The organism is Kitasatospora sp. NPDC022856, assembly GCF_055561235.1.
The window spans coordinates 172715-187791 of record NZ_JBVHHE010000018.1 but is presented as its reverse complement, the minus strand read 5'-3'; the positions used below and the strand labels follow the sequence as shown (position 1 = coordinate 187791).

At 71.8% G+C, this 15077-nt stretch carries 13 protein-coding genes and 1 rRNA gene; 12 read left to right on the top strand and 2 right to left on the bottom strand.

The window, feature by feature from the left end:
• From rrf to ACZ34W_RS24025, 12 genes are all read left to right on the top strand, one after another.
• Positions 1-92: ribosomal RNA gene (rrf, locus tag ACZ34W_RS24080) — 5S ribosomal RNA — on the top strand; the annotation flags it as partial.
• Between the two features lie 98 nt (positions 93-190).
• Positions 191-811: a CDP-alcohol phosphatidyltransferase family protein gene (locus tag ACZ34W_RS24075; protein WP_465606919.1), complete on the top strand. Its 621-nt coding sequence runs from the start codon at positions 191-193 to the stop codon at positions 809-811.
• Positions 812-935: 124 nt separating this feature from the next.
• Positions 936-3431: a mannose-1-phosphate guanyltransferase gene (locus ACZ34W_RS24070; protein WP_329490871.1), complete on the top strand. Its 2496-nt coding sequence runs from the start codon at positions 936-938 to the stop codon at positions 3429-3431.
• A 162-nt stretch (positions 3432-3593) separates the two neighbouring features.
• Positions 3594-4697 carry a DUF881 domain-containing protein gene (locus ACZ34W_RS24065; protein WP_465606917.1) on the top strand — a complete coding sequence of 368 codons (1104 nt, stop codon included), beginning with the start codon at positions 3594-3596 and terminating at the stop codon, positions 4695-4697.
• Positions 4694-5026, top strand: a complete 333-nt coding sequence (locus ACZ34W_RS24060; protein WP_030062488.1) for a small basic family protein — start codon at positions 4694-4696, stop codon at positions 5024-5026. Before ACZ34W_RS24065 ends, ACZ34W_RS24060 begins: the two co-directional genes overlap by 4 nt.
• Before the next feature lie 265 nt (positions 5027-5291).
• Entirely contained in the window at positions 5292-6215 is a 924-nt protein-coding gene (locus tag ACZ34W_RS24055; protein ID WP_442906964.1) for a DUF881 domain-containing protein, read from the top strand.
• A 214-nt stretch (positions 6216-6429) separates the two neighbouring features.
• Complete coding sequence (locus ACZ34W_RS24050) at positions 6430-7311, top strand: FHA domain-containing protein (protein WP_380392504.1); 882 nt, start codon at positions 6430-6432, stop codon at positions 7309-7311.
• A 128-nt stretch (positions 7312-7439) separates the two neighbouring features.
• The gene (gene ftsR / locus ACZ34W_RS24045; protein ID WP_465606928.1) at positions 7440-8186 is read left to right on the top strand and encodes a transcriptional regulator FtsR; all 747 of its coding nucleotides are present in this window, start codon (positions 7440-7442) and stop codon (positions 8184-8186) included.
• A 74-nt stretch (positions 8187-8260) separates the two neighbouring features.
• Positions 8261-8737, top strand: a complete 477-nt coding sequence (locus ACZ34W_RS24040) for a bifunctional nuclease family protein (RefSeq protein ID WP_329490873.1) — start codon at positions 8261-8263, stop codon at positions 8735-8737.
• Positions 8738-9002: 265 nt separating this feature from the next.
• Entirely contained in the window at positions 9003-9683 is a 681-nt protein-coding gene (locus ACZ34W_RS24035) for a MerR family transcriptional regulator (protein WP_329490874.1), read from the top strand.
• A gap of 125 nt (positions 9684-9808) precedes the next feature.
• A complete protein-coding gene (locus ACZ34W_RS24030; protein WP_465606915.1) occupies positions 9809-10537 on the top strand; it encodes a SanA/YdcF family protein in 729 nt (242 codons plus the stop codon).
• 52 nt (positions 10538-10589) lie between these two features.
• Complete coding sequence (locus ACZ34W_RS24025) at positions 10590-12005, top strand: DNA polymerase IV (RefSeq protein ID WP_465606913.1); 1416 nt, start codon at positions 10590-10592, stop codon at positions 12003-12005.
• A 152-nt stretch (positions 12006-12157) separates the two neighbouring features.
• Here ACZ34W_RS24025 and ACZ34W_RS24020 read toward each other — a convergent pair whose 3' ends face one another.
• Both ACZ34W_RS24020 and ACZ34W_RS24015 read right to left on the bottom strand, forming a co-directional pair.
• Positions 12158-13648, bottom strand: a complete 1491-nt coding sequence (locus ACZ34W_RS24020) for an MFS transporter (RefSeq protein ID WP_329490877.1) — start codon at positions 13646-13648, stop codon at positions 12158-12160.
• A gap of 142 nt (positions 13649-13790) precedes the next feature.
• The gene (locus ACZ34W_RS24015) at positions 13791-15071 is read right to left on the bottom strand and encodes a PRC and DUF2382 domain-containing protein (protein ID WP_465606910.1); all 1281 of its coding nucleotides are present in this window, start codon (positions 15069-15071) and stop codon (positions 13791-13793) included.
• Between the last annotated feature and the right edge of the window lie 6 nt (positions 15072-15077).

Below are 15077 nucleotides of genomic sequence, written 5' to 3'. Positions count from 1 at the left end.
CGCCCGGTTACATTCCGAACCCGGAAGCTAAGCCTCACAGCGCCGATGGTACTGCAGGGGGGACCCTGTGGGAGAGTAGGACGCCGCCGAACAATTCTTCTAGAGAAGCCCCCGCCGGGGAACCGGACGGGGGCTTCTCTGTTGTAGGGTCAGCATGCAAAAGTCGTCACACGGTACAGGAGGCCCCCGGGTGGAGGTCCAGGAGACGCGGGTCCAGACCGATCGCGTCCTCACCATCCCCAACCTGCTGAGCATGGGCCGGCTGGTCGGTGTTCCGCTCTTCCTCTGGTTGATCCTCTGGCCGGTGTTCGAGGGGCCGAACAACGACGGCTGGGCGCTGCTGATCCTGATGCTGAGCGGCATCAGTGACTACCTCGACGGAAAGCTCGCCCGCAGGTGGGGGCAGATCAGCCGGGTCGGCCAGCTGCTCGATCCGCTGGCGGACCGGCTCTACGTCCTCTCCACCCTGCTGGGTCTGACCTGGCGTGAGATCCTGCCGTGGTGGCTCACGGCGATCCTGATCGCGCGTGAGCTCTTTATCGCGAGTCTCCTTCCGATTCTGAACCGGCACGGCTACGGCCCGTTGCAGGTGAGTTTCCTGGGCAAGGCCGCGACATTCAATCTGATGTACGCGTTCCCGCTTCTGTTGCTCGGCACCGGCGACACCTGGATCGCGCGGCCGGCCGAGGCCGTCAGCTGGGCCTTCATCTGGTGGGGGACCACGCTGTACTGGTGGGCCGGCATTCTCTACGCCGTCCAGGCGCGACAGATCGTCCGGGCGGGCTCCGCCTCCTCCGCGTCCGCAGTCTGAGACGTGATCTGAGAGAAGTCCCACGCCACCACGGTGCGTCGGACGAAATCTTCCGGGTAGACACCCTCTGGAACGGTTTGATGGACCTGCAGGGTCCACCACCGCGAAGGAGGACGCACCCGTAATGAAAGCCGTTGTAATGGCAGGGGGCGAAGGCACCCGACTCCGCCCGATGACCTCCAGCATGCCCAAGCCGCTGCTACCGGTCGCCAACAGGCCGATCATGGAGCACGTGCTTCGGCTGCTGAAGCGGCATGGCCTCTCCGACACCGTCGTGACCGTACAGTTCCTCGCCTCACTGGTGAAGAACTACTTCGGTGACGGCGAAGAGTTGGGTATGCATCTCACGTATGCGAACGAGGAGACGCCACTCGGCACTGCGGGGAGTGTCAAGAACGCCGAGGACGCCCTGAAGGACGATTCCTTTCTGGTGATCTCCGGTGACGCACTGACCGACTTCAATCTCACCGAATTGATCGAGTACCACCGGAGCAAGGACGCTCTGGTCACCGTCTGTCTCACCCGGGTACCGAACCCTCTGGAGTTCGGCATCACGATCACCGATGACGAGGGCCGGGTCGAGCGCTTCCTGGAGAAGCCGACCTGGGGGCAGGTCTTCTCGGACACGGTCAACACCGGTATCTACGTCATGGAGCCCGAGGTCTTCGACTACGTGGCGGCGGGTGAGTCCGTCGACTGGTCGAGCGATGTGTTCCCGCAGTTGCTGAAGGAGGGCAAGCGGGTCTACGGCTACGTGGCCGAGGGCTACTGGGAGGACGTCGGCACCCACGAGAGCTACGGCAAGGCCCAGGCGGACGTCCTGGAGGGCAAGGTCGACGTCGAGCTCGACGGGTTCGAGATCTCGCCGGGCGTCTGGGTGGCGGAAGGCGCCGAGGTCGACCCCGAGGCGGTGCTCCGCGGTCCGCTCTACATCGGTGACTACGCCAAGGTCGAGGCCGGCGTGGAGATCCGCGAGCACACCGTGCTCGGCAGCAACGTGGTCGTCAAGCGGGGCGCGTTCCTGCACAAGGCGGTGATCCACGACAACGTCTACGTCGGGCCGCAGAGCAACCTGCGGGGCTGCGTGGTCGGCAAGAACACCGATGTGATGCGGGCCGCGCGGATCGAGGACGGGGCGGTGATCGGCGACGAGTGCCTGGTCGGCGAGGAGTCGATCATCGGCGCCAACGTCCGGGTCTACCCGTTCAAGACCATCGAGGCCGGCGCCGTCGTCAACACCTCGGTGATCTGGGAGTCCCGCGGTCAGGAGCACCTCTTCGGGCTGCGCGGCGTGTCGGGCATCCTCAACGTCGAGATCACACCGGAGCTGGCCGTCCGGCTGGCCGGTGCGTACGCGACGACCCTGAAGAAGGGGGCGACCGTCACCATCGCGCGTGACCACTCGCGTGGTGCGCGTGCCCTCAAGCGGGCGATGATCTCGGGGCTGCAGACCAGCGCGATCGACGTCCGCGACCTGGAGAACGTGCCGATGCCGGTGGCCCGGCAGCACACGGCCCGCGGGAGTGCCGGCGGGATCTTCCTGCGGACCACGCCCGGGGTGCCGGACTCGCTGGACATCCTGTTCTTCGACGAGCGCGGAGCCGACCTCTCGCAGGCCGGGCAGCGCAAGCTCGACCGGGTCTACGCCCGCCAGGAGTACCGGCGCGCGTTCCCGGGCGAGATCGGCGACCTGACCTTCCCGTCCAGCGTCTTCGACTCCTACGCCGGCAATCTGCTGCGGGCGGTGGACACCACCGGCGTCCGCGAGGCGGGGCTGAAGGTGGTGGTGGACACGGCGCACGGCAGTGCCGGGCTCGTGCTGCCGAGCATCCTGGGCCGGCTCGGCGTGGAGGCGCTCACCGTCTCCAGCGGGCTGGACGAGGCACGGCCGACCGAGGACGCCGAAGAACGGCGGGCGGGGCTGGCCAGGCTCGGCGAGCTGGTGGCCTCCTCGCGGGCGGCGTTCGGCGTCCGGTTCGACCCGGTCGGCGAGCGGGTGGCCTTCGTGGACGAGCTGGGCCGGGTGATCGACGACGACCGGGCGCTCCTGGTGCTGCTCGACCTGGTCGCGGCCGAGCGCCGGAGCGGGCAGGTGGCGCTGCCCGTGACGACCACCAGGATCGCCGAGCAGGTCGCCGCCTACCACGGCACCCAGGTCGTCTGGACCACGACCACGCCGGACGACCTGGCCAAGGCGGCCTCGGCCGAGGGCACGGTCTTCGGTGGCGACGGGCGCGGCGGTTTCGTCGTTCCCGAGTTCAGCGGTGTGCTGGACGGCGCGGCCGCGTTCGTCCGCCTGGTCGGGCTGGTGGCCCGTACCCAGCTCACGCTCAGCCAGATCGACGCGCGGATCCCGCAGGCGCACATCCGCCGACGGGACATCGCGACGCCGTGGGCGGCCAAGGGCATGGTCATGCGTTCGGTGGTGGAGGCGGCCGGCAACCGGCAGCTCGACACCACGGACGGTGTCCGGGTGGTCGAGGCGGACGGCCGCTGGACACTCGTGCTGCCCGATCCCGCCGAGGCGGTCACCCACCTCTGGGCGGAGGGTCCGGACGACGAGGCGACCGAGGCGCTGCTGGACGAGTGGGCGACGGTGGTCGACGGCGCCGGGCGCTGACGACCGGGCCGCCATGACATGGCCGGGCAGCGGGAGGTGCGGCGAGTGCCGCGCCCCCCGCTGCCCGGTTTGTCATGCTTGGTAACGATCCGTCGCTTCTGGTGACTTCGCAGGTCAGGGGGTGTGCACGGACCCCTCCGCGGACATGGGACGATGGTCCGCATGCCAGCGACGCCGACGCCGAGTGCCAGTGACGGACGGTACAACCGTCCGGACGCCTCGATGTCCCTGCTGACCGGCGTGATGGACCACAGCCTGGACGAGGGTTACGCCGAGGCGGCCGCGGCGCGGGGCGGTGACCGCGACAGCCGGATACCCGGTACGGCCCGCGGCCTGCTCACGCTGGGTCTCGGGCTGGCCCTGGTCGGGGCGGTGGTGACGGTGGGCGCCGTGAACGCGCACAAGGCCGAGCCGACGCTCGCCAAGGAGCGCGATGCGCTGATCCACCGGATCAACGACAGCAACGGCTCGGCGGAGCGGCTCCAGCAGCAGGTTCAGGAACTGCGGCGGAAGGTCGACACCACCCAGCAGCAGGCACTGTCGCCGGGCGACAGCGACCCGGCCGCGCTGGCCGGTGCGGTGGGTCTGGCCGAGGTGACCGGGCCGGGCGTCAAGCTGGTCCTGGAGGACGCCTCCGGCACCGGCGGCGGAGGGAACGTCGACCCGCGCGCGGGCCAGGGCTTCTCGAACAGCGGACGGCTGCGCGACCGCGATCTGCAACTGGTGGTGAACGGGCTCTGGGAGTCCGGCGCCGAGGCCGTGTCGATCAACGGGCAGCGGCTCACCGCGCTCTCCGCGATCCGCGCCGCCGGTGAGGCCGTCCTGGTCGACAACCGGCCGCTGGTGCCGCCCTACAACGTCCAGACGTTGGGGGACGGGTCGAAGCTGGTCGCCACCTTCGAGAGCAACATGGCGGGTCAGTACCTGCGGCTGCTGCAGGAGAAGTACGGCATCAAGTCGACGATCTCCGCCCAGAAGAAGCTCACGCTGCCCGCCGCCGTGGGCATCACGCTGCGGACCGCCCAGCCGGCCACGCCGGAGCCGTCGGCGAGCCCCTCCGCCCCCGCTGCGGCCTCCCCGAGCCCCACGGCCTCCGACACGGGGTTGCAGAGCCCGTCCGCGGGGCCCTCACGGCCGGCCACCCCGAGCACCTCGCCCCCGGGGAAGCGCTCGCCGAGCGGCTCCGCCAAGACCACGACAGCCCACTCGCCCACCGCGCCCACGACCGGGGCGCCCCCCGCAGGGACAGGAGCAGCCAGACCGTGATTGCCGTACTGGGTCTTGTGATCGGGGTGGTCGTCGGGCTCTTCGTCCAACCCGAGGTGCCCGATGCCGTCGTACCGTACCTGCCCATCGCGGTGGTGGCGGCACTGGACGCGGTGTTCGGCGGCGTCCGGGCGATGCTGGACGGCATCTTCAACGACAAGGTGTTCATCGTGTCGTTCCTGTCCAACGTGGTGGTGGCGGCCCTGATCGTCTTCCTCGGGGACCAGCTCGGTGTCGGCTCCCAGCTGTCCACCGGTGTGGTCGTCGTCCTCGGCATCCGCATCTTCTCCAACGCCGCTGCGATCAGGCGCCATGTCTTCCGCGCCTGAGCCCGGCCGGGAGCCGGCGGACGAGGATCGGACCGAGAAGACGACCGAGAAGGCTGTCGACAAGGTGGTCGAGAAGGCGGACGCGCGGGCGGGCGCCGGCGAGGGCGGGAGCGGGGAGCGGGGGGCGGCTCCGGCGGCGGAGAACGCGCCGCCCGAGCCCGCCGAACAGGTGAAGCCTGCGCCCGAGGTGCGGCCGGGGGCCCCGGCCCAGGGCGGCGAGGACGCCGTCGCACCGGCGCCCCGGGCGGCGGATGCGCGGCGGCCGGTGGCAGCCGCGCCCGAAGCCGGCACGGAGGCGGACGCCGAGGCCGAGGAGCCGGCGCAGGCCCGCGAGGAGGCGGCGCCTGAGCCCGTCAGCGCCCCGCTGCCCGAGCCGGAGCCGGTCCTGGAGCCCGAGCCCGCTCCCACGCCGGAGCCCGCTCCCGAGGCGGCGACCGAGCCCGGGAAGGCCCCCGACGAGCGCAACGCGGGCCGGCGGCGGATGAAGGCGGCGCTCTGGCCCCCGCGGCTCTCCCGCGGGCAGCTGGTGGTCGCGGTGCTGCTGTTCTCGCTCGGCCTCGCCCTGGCGATCCAGGTCCGCTCCACCAACGACCACCACAGCCAGCTGCGCGGTGCCCGCCAGGAGGACCTCGTCCGGATCCTCGACGAACTGGACGGCCGCCAGCAGCGTCTCCAGCAGGAGAAGGCGGAGTTGGAGCAGTCCCTGGCCACGTTGGAGAACAGCTCCAACCAGGCCAAGGAGGCCCAGGAGCAGACCAGGAAGAAGGTGACGGAGCTCGGCGTGCTCGCCGGGACCGTCAAAGCCACTGGTCCGGGCATCGTACTGACAGTCGATGATCCCCAAGGGCAGGTGAAGGCGGATATGCTGCTGGACACCCTGCAGGAACTCCGAGCGGCGGGGGCGGAGGCGATTCAGATCAACGATGTGCGCGTGGTGGTCAACACCTACTTCACGGACGTGTCCGGCGGCGGTGTGCAGATCGACGGGAAGAAGGTCTCGCAGCCCTACCGGTTCACCGTGGTGGGGAACCCGCAGGACCTCACACCCGCACTGAACATTCCGGGAGGTGTGGTCCGTACTCTTGAGAGTCATCAGGCCCGCGCGACCATCTCCCCGCAGCAGAAGGTGCTCGTCGACGCCCTCCTCGACCTGAAGACGCCGCAGTACGCCAAGCCGGCTCCGAAGTGACGAGGTACCTGCCGAACGGTCCGTCATCTGCCGGTACCCCCCGGTGCGGGGTACCGCCGTCAGGTGGGCGAGACTGGTCCGCACCAGCACAAGCCGGAACATCACACGTCGGAGTACCACTCCAGCAGGCCCGATCCGCGACCGGGCCCGCAGCCTGTCCGAGGTTCTCACCCTGCCCCGCGGGCGGGTCTGTCACACGCAAGGGGATTCGCCCGTGAGTTTCTTCTCGAAGTTGTTCGGTCGTAACAAGGGCCGTGACGCGGCTGCCGTGGAGGCACCCACCGCGCGTCACCGCCGGGCCGACGAAGAGCCCGCCGTGCCGGGCATGCGTCCCGCTCCCGAGGGCGGCCAGTACGCCGAGCGTCCGATGTTCCGGGACGGTGGCGACGCGCAGTACGCGGGCAATCAGGCGGGCTACGGCGCGTCGGTTGACCCCTCCGGCGCCCCGCGCATAGGTTTCCCGTCAGGACCCTCAACCTCTGGTGGAGGGTTTGCCCCGGACCCGTACGCCGGGCACAACCCGTCGGGTGTGCCGCGCCAGGAGGCTGTGAACATGGCTGGCCCCACTCCGTGCCCCAGGTGCGGCAACCAGAACCCGGCCGCGGCCCGCTTCTGTTCGAACTGCGGTACGGCGCTGCGCGGGGGCGCGCTGCCCGAGGGGCCGGCGGAGACCACGTCGACCATCTCGATCTCGGGCCTGGAGTCCTACGACCCCAACACCACCACCGGCACCGGTACGCCGGCCCTGTCGGCGGAGGTGCTGTCGGCGATCGACGCGCTGCCGCCGGGCTCGGCGCTGCTGATCGTCCAGCGCGGTCCGAACTCGGGCAGCCGGTTCCTGCTGGACTCGGACAAGACCACGGCCGGGCGTCACCCGCAGGGCGACATCTTCCTGGACGACGTGACCGTCTCGCGCAAGCACGTGGAGTTCCGCCGGACGCCGGGAGGCGGCTTCACCGTCGCCGACGTCGGCAGCCTGAACGGGACGTACGTCAACCGTGAGCGGATCGACGAGGTGCCGCTGAACAACGGCGACGAGGTGCAGATCGGGAAGTACCGGCTGGTGTTCTTCGCCAGTCACCACCGGGGGTACTGAAACCAACGTCGGCAGGAGCCCGAGTGAGCGCGAACCCTCCTTCATCTCTCGGGGCGGCCACCCCCGCGTCGTCCGGTCCGCTGCCGGACCAGGGCGCGCGGGGGGTGGTCGCGGCCCCCAGGCAGCCGATCCGTCCGGACCGGCCCGCCGGGGGCGGCCGACGGCGCGGCGGCGACGAACTGCTGAGCATCGGCGCGGTGCTGACCTTCCTGCGGGACGACTTCCCCGAGGTCACCATCTCGAAGATCAGGTTCCTGGAGGCCGAGGGCCTGGTCGAGCCCCAGCGCACGCCGTCGGGGTACCGCAAGTTCAGCCCGGCCGACGTCGAGCGGCTGGCCTACGTGCTGCGGATGCAGCGTGACCACTACCTGCCGCTGCGGGTGATCCGCGAACACCTGGACGCTATCGAGCGCGGCGAGGCCCCACCGGCGTTGCCCGCCGCGGAGGCCCGCCCCGGGCCGATGGAGGAGGCGGACCGCGAGCTGGTGGCGGCCGCCGAGGCCGCGGTCGGGGTCCGGCTGGGCCGGGCCGAGCTGCTGGCCGCCGCCGAGGCCGGTGAGGGCGAGCTGGTGGAGTGGGAGTCCTACGGGCTGGTCGCGGCCGGATCGGACGGCGGCTACGACGGCGAGGCGCTACAGGTGGCCCGGCTGGTCGCGGAACTGGGCCGGTACGGACTGGAGCCGCGCCACCTGCGGGCCATGAAGGCCGCCGCCGACCGTGAGATCGCCCTGGTGGAGCAGGTGGTGGCGCCTCTGCGCCGGCACCGCAACCCGCAGACCCGGGCGCACGCCGAGGCCACGGCGCGGGAGCTGGCGACCCTCTCCGTCCGGCTGCACGCCGCCATGGTGCAGGCCGGTCTGCGGGCCCGCTCGTGACGCGCCGACCCCGCTGACCAGCGCTGTCGGCTCTGCGCTTTCATATCCGGGGCGAGGGCCATAGGGTTGCGTGTGTGAATGAGCTCGACGTCGTGGGTGTCCGGGTGGAGATGCCTTCCAACCAGCCGATCGTGCTGCTTCGGGAGGTCGGGGGCGATCGGTACCTGCCGATCTGGATCGGTCCCGGCGAGGCGACCGCGATCGCCTTCGCCCAGCAGGGCATGACGCCGGTGCGTCCGCTGACGCACGACCTCTTCAAGGACGTCCTGGAGGCGCTCGGCCAGCAGCTCACCGAGGTGCGGATCACCGACCTGCGCGAGGGCGTGTTCTACGCCGAGCTGGTCTTCACGGGCGGGGTCGAGGTCAGTGCCCGGCCGTCCGACGCGATAGCCCTCGCCCTGCGGACCGGTACGCCGATCTACGGGAGCGAGGAGGTGCTCGCCGAGGCGGGCATCGCGATCCCGGACGAGCAGGAGGACGAGGTCGAGAAGTTCCGCGAGTTCCTCGACCAGGTCTCTCCGGAGGACTTCGGCGGCGGCACGCCGCAGTAGTCCGCCGTGGTACGGACCCGGCGCGGAGCGTCGGTAGGGCAGGCCGTGGCCGTCCTGCCGAATTCGTTCGTCCGTTTTGCCAAATAGTGTCCACCTACCCACACTAGGGGAACGAAAAACCACTCTCCTGAGTGACGCTGTTTGTCCTGCCCGGCGTGGCGATCGTTGACGGGTCATAGGGGACTGCCTACCGTCAGGAGTGGCTGCCCGGGTGCCTGTCGCCCGCAGTCTGGGTTGCCCGCAGGACGAGTGGACGGAGGTAGGCATGACCGGCACCGGCGATGAAGCGGCCGTGGGAGGCCTGTGCACCGTGCACATGCCGCGCGCCGCCCGCAGCGTGGCTGAACTGCCCCGGACGGACCTGCCCCGGGTGGGCCGGTTCCCGGCCGTCCAGCCGGGCCAGCCGGCCATCGAGCGGCTCGCGCCCGCCTCCGAGCGGCCGGCCCCCACCTCCGAGCTGATCGGCTACCGCGGCCCGACGGCCTGTGCGGCGGCCGGGATCACCTACCGCCAGCTGGACTACTGGGCCAGGACGGGGCTGCTGGAACCCAGCGTCCGCTCGGTCTATCCGGCGAGCAGCCAGCGGCTCTACAGCTTCCGCGACATCCTGCTGCTGAAGATCGTCAAGCGGCTGCTGGACGCGGGTGTGTCCCTGCAGAACATCCGGGTGGCGGTCGCCCATCTGCAGTCCGCCGAGGCCGGCGACCTGACCGGGCTGACGCTGATGAGTGACGGCGCGACCGTGTACGAATGCACCACACCGCAGCAGGTGGTCGATCTGCTGAAGGGTGGTCAAGGGGTCTTCGGCATCGCCGTCGGCGCCGTCTGGCAGGAGCTGGAGCTGGCCCTCGGCCGCCTGCACGCGGAGCGGACCGACACCGGCGAGACCGTGGTCGGCCACGATCCGGGGGACGAGCTGGCGCAGCGCCGCAACCGGGCGGTCTGAGCCGCGGGAGCAGGGGGCCTCGTGGTCACGGCGCCGCAGAATCACGAGGCCGTGGGCCCGGACGGGGAACCGTCCGGGCCCACGGCCTCGTCGTGCCCGGTGGATCATCGACCCAGGGAGGGCACGTGCGGTTCGGCTCCGGCATACCCGGCCTGCTGCGGCGACGGGCGCGGCGGCTCGGCGTCCGGCTGCGGCAGCGGCGCACCCAGCGCAGGATCTTCCAACTCGTCACCGTGCTCTGCTCGCTGGCCCTGGCACCGAGCGCCTGGCTGTGGGTCTCGGCGGGCGACCGGGTCGGCACCGTGCGGGCCGCGCCGAACGCGCCGGTGGCGGTGGTGTTCGGCGCCGGGCTCTTCGAGGGCAGGCCGTCGCCGTACCTGGCGCACCGGCTGGACGCGGCGGTCGACCTGTACCGGGAGCGGAAGGTCCAGGCGATCCTGGTCACCGGTGACAACGGGCGGGCCGGTTACGACGAGACGGACGCGATGCGGCAGTACCTGATCGAGCACGGGGTGCCGCAGGTGCGGGTGGTGGGCGACTACGCGGGCTTCGACACCTGGGACTCCTGCACCCGGGCGCGCCGGGTGTTCGGGGTGGACCGGGCGGTCCTGGTCAGCCAGGACTTCCACGTCCGGCGGGCGCTGGCGCTCTGTGAGGCGGCGGGCATCGACGCGTACGCGGTCGGGGTGCCGGAGCTGCACGACGCCACCTGGCTGTACGGCGGGCTGCGGGAGATCCCGGGGGCGGGCAAGGCGCTGCTGAACGCCTGGCTGCGGCCGGACCCGTTCTTCCTCGGGCCCCGGGAGGAGGGCATCCCGAAGGCGCTGGCCGACGCGGGGAGCGCGCGGGGCTGAGGCGGCGGCGGGGTTCGGCCGCGCTGTCGGACCCGTGCGGCATGATCGGCGGGTGCGGTCACTGCCGAGCATCATCCACCTCGACATGGACGCCTTCTTCGCGGCGGTGGAGCAGGCGGCCAAGCCGAGCCTGCGCGGGAAGCCGGTGATCGTCGGCGGCCTGGGCGGCCGGGGGGTCGTCTCCACGGCCTCGTACGAGGCGCGGAAGTTCGGGGTGCACTCGGCGATGCCGATGGCGCAGGCGCGCCGGCTCTGCCCGAACGCGGCCTTCCTGTCCGGGCGGTTCGAGGCCTACCGGGCGGTGAGCGAGCTGGTCATGGGTCTGCTGCGGGAGCTGTCGCCCCTGGTGCAGCCGCTCAGCCTGGACGAGGCCTTCGTCGACCTGGAGGCGGGCCCGTACGGCCCGGCGCTGCTGGCGGCGGACCACGGGACGGGGGAGCACCTGGTGACGGCCCTCGCGGAGGACCTCCGGGCGGACATCCACCGGCGCACCGGGCTGACCGCCTCGGTCGGGGCGGCCGGGTCCAAGCTGATGGCCAAGATCGCTTCGGAGCAGGCCAAGCCGGACGGCCTGGTGCTGGTCGAGCCGGGCCAGGAGCGGGAGGTGCTGGGCCCGATGCCGGTGCGGGCGCTGCCGGGCGTCGGCCCGGCCACCGAGCAGGTCCTGCGCCGGGCGGGGCTGAACACGGTGGCCGACCTCGCCGAGGCGGGGGAGTCCGAGCTGGTGCAGCTGCTGGGCAGGGCGCACGGCGCCGGTGTCCACCAGATGTCGCTGGGGCTGGACGACCGGCCGGTGGTGGCCGACCAGGACGCCAAATCGGTGTCGGTGGAGGACACCTTCGAGGTGGACCTCGCCGACCGGGACCGGGTGCTGCGCGAGGTCGACGTCCTGGCCGCGCGGTGCGTGCGGCGGCTGCGCGCCGCCGGACGGTCGGGGCGCACGGTGGTGCTGAAGGTGCGGCGGTTCGACTTCTCCACGCTGACCCGCTCGGAGACCCTGCGCGGTCCGACGGACGACGAGACGGTGATCGTCGAGACGGCCCGCCGGCTGGCCTCCCAGGTGGACATCACCGGCGGCGTCCGGCTGCTCGGGGTCGGGGTCTCGCAGCTGGCGGACTACACCCAGGAGGACCTCTTCGCGCAGGCCGTCCGGGAGGAGGCGGGGGAGCCGGGGGCGGTCGAGGCCGACGCCCGGGAGGACGAGGCCCCGGAGCCCGCGGTGGTCGTGGCGCGGCACTGGATGCCGGGCCAGGACGTGCGGCACGCCGAACTCGGCCCGGGGTGGGTGCAGGGCAGCGGAGTCGGCCGGGTGACGGTGCGGTTCGAGACGCCGTGGAGCGGACCGGGCCGGGTGCGGACCTTCGCGGTGGAGGACCCGGCGTTGGAGCCGGCCCGTCCGCTGCCGCTGCGCGGCGACGAGGACGGGCCGTCGGCCGGGGCGGGCGGCGGTGAACCGGCGGTGGGCTGACCACCCTGGAACGCACGGAGCGGCCCCACCCGGCAGGGGGGCCGGGTGGGGCCGCGTGCACGGCCGGCCCTCGGGCGGTCGCGATGCCCTCGTCGACCGTTCGGGGACCGGTCCCCGCGCCCTGTCCCTGGGCGCGGGGGGTGGACGCCTCGTCAGGCGTCGGTCTTGACCAGCTCGGGGCTGGGGCTGAGGTCCGCCGCACCCTTGCCACCGGCGACGGTGACGGAGGGCTTGACGCTGCGGATCAGGAAGGGGACGGCGCCGGCGATCGCGCAGACCGCGGCGGCGACCCAGAACGCGTGCTTGTAGGCGTCCAGGGTGGGCAGCGAGACCGGGATCGGCAGCTTCATGGTGTCGCCGGTGAGGATCGCGGCCATCACGGCGGTGCCGATCGCGCCACCGACGGTGCGCAGCACGGCGTTCATGCCGTTGGCGATGCCGCTCTGCTCGACCGGGACGGCGCCGTTGATGTAGGCCGGCATCGCCGAGAAGGCGAGGCCGATGCCGAGACCGAAGATCGCCGAGGCGGTGTAGATGTCGGCCTCGTGGCTGTGGCGGACGGCCAGGTAGGCCATCGCGACGGCGCCGAGGACGCCACCGAGGACCAGCGGCAGGCGCGGGCCGCGACGGGCGATCAGCAGGGCGCCGACCGGGGCGGCGACCATCGAGCCGAGCGCGGACGGCAGCAGCATGACACCGGCGTGCAGCACGGTCGCGGTGAACCCGTAGTGGGTGAGCTTCTCCGGGGTCTGGGCGAAGTTGCTGATCACCATGAACGAGCCGTACATGCCGAAGCCGATCAGCAGGCCGGCCAGGTTGGTGAAGGCGACGGCCGGGCGGGACATCATCTTCATGTCGACCAGCGGGTGCTTGACCTTGACCTCGATGACGCCCCAGATCAGGGCGATCACGGCGGCGACGGCGAACAGGCCGAGCGTCTTGGTGGAGGTCCAGCCCCAGGTGTTGCCCTGGCTGACCGCGACCAGCAGGGCGGAGAGCCAGCCGGCCAGCGTGATCGCGCCGAGCGGGTCGGCGCCGCCCTCCTTGTCGGTCACCGGGTCGCTGGGGACCCGGAAGGCGACCAGGGCGACCGCGAGCAGGCCGAAGAACAGGCCCATCCAGAAGATCGACTTGTAGCTCCAGTGCTCCAGCAGCAGGCCGGTGGCGACCAGGCCGAGGCCGCTGCCGACGCCCATCGAGGCGCTGATGGCGGCGACGCCACCGGTGACCTTCTGCTTCGGCAGCTCGTCGCGGACGATGCTGATGGCCAGCGGCAGCACGCCGCCGCCGGCGCCCTGGAGGACGCGGGCGACGACCAGCCAGGTGAAGGAGTGGGTGCTGACGGCGAGCGCCGAGCCCGCGACGAGACCGGCCAGCGAGATCAGCAGCATCGGCTTGCGACCGCGCAGGTCGCCGAAGCGGCCCAGCAGGGGGGTCAGCACGGCGGCCGAGAGCAGGTTGGCCGTCATCAGCCAGGTGATGCTGGAGCCCGAGACGTCGAGCTCCTTGGCCAGCGAGGGCAGGATCGGAACGACCGCGGTCTGCACCACGCTGAACGACAGCATCGCCAGGATGAGGGCCGGCAGGACCCGGGCGCTGCTCTGCTTCTCGGCCGCGGTGGTGGGCTGTGGTGCCTCACTCACGGTTGCTTCCTCCCGTACATAGTGAATGAACTGAAGCAACCATGCCGGGAGATACTTCAGTGTGTCAAATATCGATCGGTGAAGCTTTGGCAAAGTCGAAGGACCCCGGACCTTGGAGGTCCGGGGTCCCTGGGTCGGACCGTCAGGCGAGCGGCCTCAGCGGGGCCGGCCGGGACGGCTCGTCGGCGCCCAAGTGCCCGCCGGCGCCCGCGTGTTCGCCGCCACCCGGGCGCCCGGCGGCGCCGTCGGGTGTGGCGGACGGGGTGTGGTTGGACGAGGGGCCCGGGGCCGGGGCGGCCGTGGTGTTGTCGTGGACCTCGACGTGCTCGCGCCGCAGCTCGTCCCGGATCACCTCCTCGTCGGTGTAGCGCTCGACGACCAGGCGGACCCGCTCGATCGGCGCCAGGTACTTGCGGACCACCGGCCGCTCCTCGCGCAGCGTGACCTCCTCCACCGCCTCGGCGATGTCCTTGTCGCTCAACGAGGCCCGCTCCGCCTCGCCGACCGGCGTCCGCTCCACCCGGACCCGCTCGCGGACCACCGGCACCCGGCGCTCCACCGCCTCGCTGGTCACGTACTTGCGCAGCTTCGCGGTGCCCACGACATGCCACTCGGTGGTGATGTCCAGCCGTTCCTCACGGCAGGTGATCTCCACCGGAGCGTTCGGCGCGGACGAGGCCGCGCCCGCGCGGTCGGGCGCCGGGGCACCGGAGGTGGCGGCCCGGGGGGCCGCCACCTCGGCGCCGTCGGGGCCGCCCGTGACGAGCGGGGCCGCCGGCGGGCGGTGCTCCGGTGCGACGGGCGCCGACGGGGTGGCGGGCGCGGTGGTGTCGAGGGTCCGCACGTTGGGCTCCGTAGCAGGTTCGGACGGCTTGCCGAGGTCGGCGGCCGGGGGGACGGTGAGGGGCGGGGCCATGCTGTCGGCCGAGTGGAAGGCGAGCGGCTTCGCCGGGGCCGCCGAGGCCGACTGGTCGGCGGGCTTCGCCGCGGCGACGCCCGCCACCGCGGCGGTGCCCGCCGCTGCCGCCGGGGCGGCGGCCGGCACGCTGCCGAAGTCGAGGTCGGCCGGCTCGGAGCCGGAGCCGTCGCCGGCCGACGGCCGGCCGTCCACCTGGGTGTCCAGCCCGTAGTAGCGGTAGAGCTGGAGCTCCTGGGCGGGTGACAGGTGCTGGCCCACGCCGAAGTCCGGTGACTCCTTCACCAGGGACTTGTCGTAGGGCACCCGCAGTTCGTCGCCGGAGAACTCGCTCGTGGTCAGGGGGACGAAGGCGTCCCGGCCGAAGATGCCGGTCCGGACGGCCGCCCATTCGGGCTGCCCGGTGGCGTCGTCCAGGTACACCTCGTCGACCGTGCCGATCTTGTCTCCGTTGCGGTCGACCGCCTTGTGGCCGATGAGGTCCCGGGGGTCGATATCGGTCTGCACTCTTTC